The organism is Actinomycetospora sp., from assembly GCF_055612215.1.
In genome coordinates, this window is record NZ_JBVPVA010000744.1 from 1 (window position 1) to 6,437 (window position 6,437).

At 76.4% G+C, this 6,437-nt stretch carries 7 protein-coding genes; 4 read left to right on the plus strand and 3 right to left on the minus strand.

Going from position 1 to position 6,437, the window contains the following annotated elements:
• Nucleotides 1-798: 798 nt before the first annotated feature.
• Both AC0CYZ_RS20275 and AC0CYZ_RS20280 read right to left on the minus strand, forming a co-directional pair.
• Nucleotides 799-1,023 carry a hypothetical protein gene (locus tag AC0CYZ_RS20275; RefSeq protein ID WP_472218600.1) on the minus strand — a complete coding sequence of 75 codons (225 nt, stop codon included), beginning with the start codon at nucleotides 1,021-1,023 and terminating at the stop codon, nucleotides 799-801.
• Between the two features lie 3 nt (nucleotides 1,024-1,026).
• Complete coding sequence (locus tag AC0CYZ_RS20280) at nucleotides 1,027-1,545, minus strand: MogA/MoaB family molybdenum cofactor biosynthesis protein (protein WP_472218610.1); 519 nt, start codon at nucleotides 1,543-1,545, stop codon at nucleotides 1,027-1,029.
• Between the two features lie 93 nt (nucleotides 1,546-1,638).
• On the opposite strand from AC0CYZ_RS20280, the gene AC0CYZ_RS20285 reads away from it, so the two are divergent.
• Entirely contained in the window at nucleotides 1,639-2,706 is a 1,068-nt protein-coding gene (locus AC0CYZ_RS20285) for an NAD-dependent epimerase/dehydratase family protein (protein WP_472218602.1), read from the plus strand.
• Between the two features lie 7 nt (nucleotides 2,707-2,713).
• Here the strand turns inward: AC0CYZ_RS20285 and AC0CYZ_RS20290 are convergent, their stop codons facing one another.
• Nucleotides 2,714-4,201, minus strand: coding sequence for a hypothetical protein (locus tag AC0CYZ_RS20290; RefSeq protein ID WP_472218604.1), 1,488 nt, complete (start codon nucleotides 4,199-4,201; stop codon nucleotides 2,714-2,716).
• Between the two features lie 158 nt (nucleotides 4,202-4,359).
• On the opposite strand from AC0CYZ_RS20290, the gene AC0CYZ_RS20295 reads away from it, so the two are divergent.
• The 3 genes from AC0CYZ_RS20295 to AC0CYZ_RS20305 all read left to right on the plus strand — a co-directional run.
• Nucleotides 4,360-5,097, plus strand: coding sequence for a glycosyltransferase family 2 protein (locus AC0CYZ_RS20295; RefSeq protein ID WP_472218606.1), 738 nt, complete (start codon nucleotides 4,360-4,362; stop codon nucleotides 5,095-5,097).
• Nucleotides 5,098-5,123: 26 nt separating this feature from the next.
• Complete coding sequence (locus AC0CYZ_RS20300; protein ID WP_472218612.1) at nucleotides 5,124-5,864, plus strand: TIGR04282 family arsenosugar biosynthesis glycosyltransferase; 741 nt, start codon at nucleotides 5,124-5,126, stop codon at nucleotides 5,862-5,864.
• Nucleotides 5,861-6,437: class I SAM-dependent methyltransferase (locus AC0CYZ_RS20305; protein ID WP_472218608.1), on the plus strand; the 577-nt coding region annotated here is incomplete at its 3' end. The genes AC0CYZ_RS20300 and AC0CYZ_RS20305, both read left to right, overlap by 4 nt.

The following is a 6,437-nucleotide window of genomic DNA, read 5'->3' on the forward strand; positions in this document are numbered from 1 at the left end:
CGGCGGTGTCGTGCTCGCCCGGGGTGCACGGGTCCTGACGGTGCTGCCCGGCGAGGAGCGCACCGCGTCGGCCCCGCTCGTCCTCGTGGCCCTGCCGGGCCCGGAGGCGGCGCGCGTGGCGGCGGCGACCGTGGGGCAGGAGGTCACCCTCACGCTGCGCTGAGCCGCCCTCGCCCTCGCCCTCGCCCTCGCTCTCGCCCTCGCCCTCGCCCTCGCCCTCGCCCTCGCGTGATCATCAGCACGTGAGGCAGGTCGGACGCGCCGAAACCTGCGCCGTGTGCCCGTCGTCGGCCAGGCCCGGCGGCGCTCTCCCGCCGCCCGAGATCATCAGCACGTGGGGCAGGTCGGACGCGCCGAGATCCTGCGCCGTGTGCCCCTCGACGAGGTTGAGTCCAGCGAAGGGTGGGCCGTGCCGGCGGGGGCCGAGCCGGGGCTGGCGCGACCTCCGCGTCACGAACACACTCCGGCCGAGGCGGTTCGACCCTGGAGAAATCGACGCGTCGCAGACACATTCCCTGACCTCGGCACCACCGAAGCCGGGCTCGGCCGGACGACCGCCACGTCGACGAGGAGTGTGCGCCACGCGCAGGTTCACCCACCACCAGGCCGCGCGCAGAGTGTGTGCGCCACGCGCAGGTTCACCCACGACCACGCGCCGCCCCGAGCGCAATGTGTGCGCCACGCGCAGATCCACCCACCACCAAGCGCCGCCGCGCGCAGAATGTGTTCGCCGCGCGCAGGTTCATCCACCACCAAGCGCCGCCCTGCGCACAATGTGTGCGCCACGCGCAGGTCTGCTCAACCGTGGTGCGGAGGCCGCTGATCGTCGTACCAGCGCCGGTCGCGCCCGCCGTCGTCACCCCGCGCCCGATCGGCGTCGTCGCGTTCGTCGGCACTCGCGCCCGACGCCTCGCCGAACAGCGCCTCGCGCGCCCGGCGGCGCGCCGCCGCCGCTCGCTCAGCGGCCGCCCGCGTGGCCTCGTCGGGCGCCGGCTCGTCAGGGACCTCCGGGTCCCCGACCATGCCTCAGTTCTCCTCGAGCCCGGAGAGCTCCGCGATCACGTGGGAGATCAGGGGCGTGAGGGTCGCCATGCCGTCGCGGACCGCGGCCCGGGACGCGGCGAGGTTGACCACGAGCGTCGAGCCCGAGACCCCGACCAGGCCGCGGGAGAGCCCGGCGTCGACCGCACCGGCGGCCAGGCCCGACGCGCGGATCGCCTCGGCGATGCCGGGGATGGGGCGGTCGAGCACGCCCGCGGTCGCGTCCGCGGTGACCGCGCGCGGGGAGACCCCGGTGCCGCCGACCGTGACGACGAGGTCGACCCCGCCGATGACCGCGGTGTTCAGGGCGTTGCGGATCGCCACGGACTCGCCGGGGACGACGATCGTGCCGTCGACGACGAGGCCGGCCTCGGCGAGCAGCTCGGTGACCAGGGGACCGGTCACGTCGGCCACCTCGCCGGTGGAGACGCGGTCGTCGACGATCACGACGAGCGCGCGCCCGAGCAGGTCTCCCTCGCCGCCGCCGAAGGTGTCGTCCTGCATCGCCGCCGTCGTCCGCGGGAGTTCCATGCCTGCAGACCCTAGCGAGCCGACCGCGGACCGCGTCGCCGGACGGCCCGCGGCTACCGTGACGCCGTGCACGTGCTCCTGACCGGCGGCGCCGGGTTCATCGGCTCCGCCATCGCCGACCAGCTCGCCGACCGCGGGCACACCCCGATCCTGCTCGACGCCCTCCTCCCACAGGCCCATGCCGAGGGCAAGGCGCCGGAGTGGACCGACCGCTACGAGATGGTCCGGGGCGACGTCCGGGACGCGACCCTGCTCGACCGTCTCCTGCCGCAGGTCGACGCCGTCTGCCACCAGGCGGCGATGGTCGGGCACGGCGTCGACCCCAACGACGCCCCCGCCTACGCGGAGAACAACGACGTCGCGACGGCCGTCCTGCTGGCCGCGATGTACCGCGCGCACCACACGAAGCTCGTCATGGCCAGCTCGATGGTGGTCTACGGCGAGGGCCGCTACTCGTGCCCCGAGCACGGGGTGCAGCCGCCGCCGGCGCGCACCCAGGCCGACGTCGACGCGGGCCGCTACGACCTCCCGTGCCCGGTCTGCGGCCGCGACCTGCGGGGCGAGCTGGTGCCCGAGGACGCGGCGCTGGAGCCCCGCTCGACCTACGCGGCGACGAAGCTCGCCCAGGAGCACCTCGCCGTCGCGTGGGCGCGCGCGACCGGCGGGCGGGTGTTCGCGCTGCGCTACCACAACGTCTACGGCCCCCGGATGCCGCAGAACACGCCGTACGCGGGGGTGGCGTCGATCTTCCGCTCGGCGCTCGAGCGGGGCGAGGCGCCGCGGGTGATGGAGGACGGCCGGCAGCGGCGGGACTTCGTGCACGTCAGCGACGTCGCGGGCATCAACGTCGCGGCGCTGGAGGCGCCGGAGGACACGACGGCGGCCGGCACGTGCACGCCGCTCAACGTCTGCTCCGGCGAGGTCCGCACGATCTCCGATCTCGCCACCCAGCTCGCGGGCGCGATGGACGGGCCGGCGCCGCAGATCGTCGGGGGCGCACGTCCCGGCGACGTCCGCCACGTCACCGCCGACCCGGCCCGCGCCGTCGAGCTGCTCGGCTACCGCGCGCGGGTGTCGTTCGCCGAGGGCATCACGCGGTTCGCGACGGACCCGCTGCGCGCGGCCGTCCGCTGACCGGCGCTCACCACACGGTCGACAGCAGGCTGTTCACGGTGATCGCGAGCACGGCCTGCGCGAGGAGCCACCACCGCGCCGAACGCGGCGGCAGCAGCGTGCACGCCAGCACCGCCCACGTGCCGAACGGCAGCCAGATCCGTTCCACCTCGGCCTTCGACAGGCCGGAGAGGTCGGCGGCGGCCACGGCGAGCAGCACGGCCCCGACGAGCAGCACGACGGCGAGCGGGGCCCGGCGCGGCCACCACACGAGCCGCCGCAGCCCGGCGACGACGGCCGGCCCGAGTGTCAGCACGAAGGCCGCGAGGTTCGCCCACACCCAGTACTCGTACGGGCGCAGCAGGCCGTACTCGCCGACCTGGTAGTAGCGCAGCTCGACCTGCTCGTACCCGTCGAGCCACCAGAACCCGCCGAGCGTGAACAGCCCGACGACCGCGAGCGCGCCCACCGCCCCGGCGACCAGCGGGGTCCAACGGCGGACCAGGACCGCGACGACGATCGGCACCAGTCCGCCCGCGACCAGGCCGTAGGACAGGAAGAGCGCCGCGCCGAGGACGACGCCGCCGACCAGGCAGAGGAGCGGGCCGAGCATCCCGCGCCGCACCGCCCCGAGCGCGAGGAACGCCACGCCCCACGCGAACACCGCGGCGAACATGCCGTCCGCCGACACCCCGACCCACACCGCGCCCGGGAAGAGCACCCCGAACGGGAGGTAGCGCCGTGCGAGGTCCCGCCCGGCCGTGACCGTCTCGGCCGGGAGCGGGTGGGTCACCCGACCGCCGCGCCCCTCCCCCGTCGCTCCGCTCGTCCCGAAGCGCAACCCGCCGAGCGCCCCGACGGTGATCGCCACCGCGACCGGCGCCGACGCGCCGATCAGCAGCGTCGCCAGACCCGCCGGCTCCCCGCCGGGGCCGAACAGGTCGGCCACTCCGACGTAGAACAGCGTCGCGAGCGGCGGGTGCCCCGACGCGTGCGTGACGAGCGTGTCGGGCGTCATCCCGACGATGCGGTCGGCGAACGTCGCGAGGAAGGGCCGCAGCCCGGGGAAGCGCCCGACCTCGACGAGGTACTCGGTGGGGGTCGTGAGCCGGTCCACGATGCCCGGCCGGAAGCCGTCGATCAGCGCCAACCCGACCGTCCACGCCACCGACGCGACGTAGGCCAGCCCCAGCAGCGGACCCCAGCGCAGGCGGGCGGCGACGGCGGGCCCGGAGAGCGCGACGAGCAGGGCGACGACGACCGCGGCGACCCCGCCGGGCTCGAAGTGCGGCAGCCACGCCGCGAGCAGCGGCGGCCACCCGACGAGGATCTTGACGCCCTCGTCGATCCCCTCCCAGCCGCGCAGCGCCGCGGCGGTGACGAGGGCCGCGCTGAGCAGCACGGCCACGAGGTCCCCGCGCAGCCGGGGCGCCCGGCGGCGGTCGTCGGGACCACCGGGCGTGACGGCGCGACCGTCGTCGTCGTGGGAGCGCACGCCCCCGAGCACGGTCGTCACGGCCACGGAGAGTACGAACCGGACGTGGTGGCCTGGTGAGGCGGGCTTACGCGGACGTGGCGTGTCCGCCGGACGGGGGCCCGGACGCGCCCGTGAGCGCGACGTGATGTCCGGCCCCCCGCGCGCGCCCCCGGGGCCGACCGCATAGCGTGACCGCGATGAGCGGGGACGCGGGACACGCTGCGCCGCGGAGCCGACCGGTCGACGTCGTGCTCCCGTGCCTCAACGAGGTCGAGGCGCTGCCCTCGGTCCTGGACGCGCTGCCCGACGGGTTCGACGCGGTCGTCGCCGACAACGGCTCCACCGACGGGACACCCGAGCTCGCCGCGGCCCGCGGGGCGCTCGTCGTGCACGAGGCGCGCAAGGGCTACGGCGCGGCGGTCCACGCGGGGCTGGTGGCGACGCGCACGGAGGTCGTCGCGGTGATCGACGCCGACGGCTCGCTCGACCCGGCCGAGCTCCCGGCGATGGTCACCCTGCTGTGTGACACCGGGGTGGACCTGGTCGTCGGGCGGCGCGTTCCCGCGGCCCGGGGGGTGTGGCCCTGGCACGCTCGGCTGAGCAACCTCGTGCTCTCCGGGCTCATGCGGGTGCGCGGCGTGGGGGTCCGCGACATCGCTCCGGTGCGGGTGGCGCGCCGGCAGGCGCTGCTCGACCTTGGGATCACCGACCGGGCCTTCGGCTACCCGCTCGAGCTGCTCATCCGCGCCGGCGCCGCCGGCTGGCGCATCCGTGAGGTCGACGTGGCCTACCGGCCACGGGCAGGGGGACGATCGAAGGTGTCCGGCTCGGTGCGCGGCACGTTCCGCGCAGTGCGCGACATGACGAAGGCGCTCGCCCGGACGCCGCGCACGGCACCGCCTGCCGACCGGGCCCCGGGAACCCCGAACCGATGACGACCCCCGGTGCGAACGCGCCGATCATGCAGGTCGACCAGGCAGGGCCCGGGGGCGCGGGCGACGGGGGCGCGGTCCCGCGCGTCGTCCTGGTGCTCGCGAAGGCCCCGGTGCCCGGCCGGGCGAAGACCCGGCTCAGCCCGCCCGCGACGCCGGAGGGCGCCGCCCGCGTCGCCGCCGCGGCACTGCTCGACACCCTCGACGCGGCCGCCGCGACCCCTCGTGCACGGGTCGTCGTCGCGCTGGAGGGCTCCCTCGCGGACGCCGAGCTCGCCGACGAGATCGACGCGGCGCTCGCGCCGCACACCGTCGTCGCGCAGCGTGGACACAGCCTCGGCGAGCGCATCGCCGCCGCCCACGACGACGTGGCCGCGGCCTTCCCCGCCGCGGTGAGCGTGCAGGTCGGCATGGACACCCCGCAGGTCGACGCCCGCCTGCTCGACGAGGCCCTGCGCACCGTCGAGTCCGGCGCGGCGGCGGCCCTCGGGCTCGCGCACGACGGGGGCTGGTGGGCGCTCGCCCTGCGCGACCCCCGGCGGGCCGCGGTCGTCACCGACGTCCCGACCTCCACCGACGAGACCGGTCGGCGCACCCTCGACGCGCTCCGGGACGCGCTCGGCCACGACGCGGTGGCCGACCTCCCGTCGCTGTCGGACGTGGACACCGCCGACGACGCCGTCCGCGTGGCCGAGCTCGTTCCCCACGGTCGCTTCGCCCGCGCGGTCGGCGACCTCCTCCTCCCCGTCCCCGGAGGTGTCAGCCCGTGACGTCCCTCTCGCCGATGACCCAGCCGTTCGCCGTCGTCGACGCGGCCCGCGAACGCCCGGTCTGCCCGGCGGACGTCGACGCGCTCGCGCACGACGTCGCGGCACGCGAGGGCCTCGACGAGCGGTCGGACGTCGTCAGCGGGGCCACCGTCTTCGACGCCGCGCTCGCCGGCCGCAGCCACCGCCTGGTGCGCGCCGACGGCGTGGTGCTGCCGCTGGCCGTGCAGCGCTGGCAGGACGACGCCGACGGCGACGACGGCTGGCTGCTGGAACGCTGCCGCGGCGCCACGCTCGACCTCGGCTGCGGGCCGGGGCGCCTCGTCGTGGCGCTCGCCGACCGCGGCGTGCCCGCGCTCGGCGTCGACGTCTCCGTGCAGGCCGTCGAGCGGTGCCTGCAGCGCGGCGCGGCCGTGCTGCACCGCGACGCGTTCGAGCGGCTGCCCGGCGAGGGCCGCTGGGAGCACGTCGTCCTCGCCGACGGCAACATCGGGATCGGCGGCGACCCGGTCGCGCTGCTGCGCCGCTGCCGTGACCTGCTCGCCCGTGACGGCACGGTGCTGCTCGAGCTCGAGC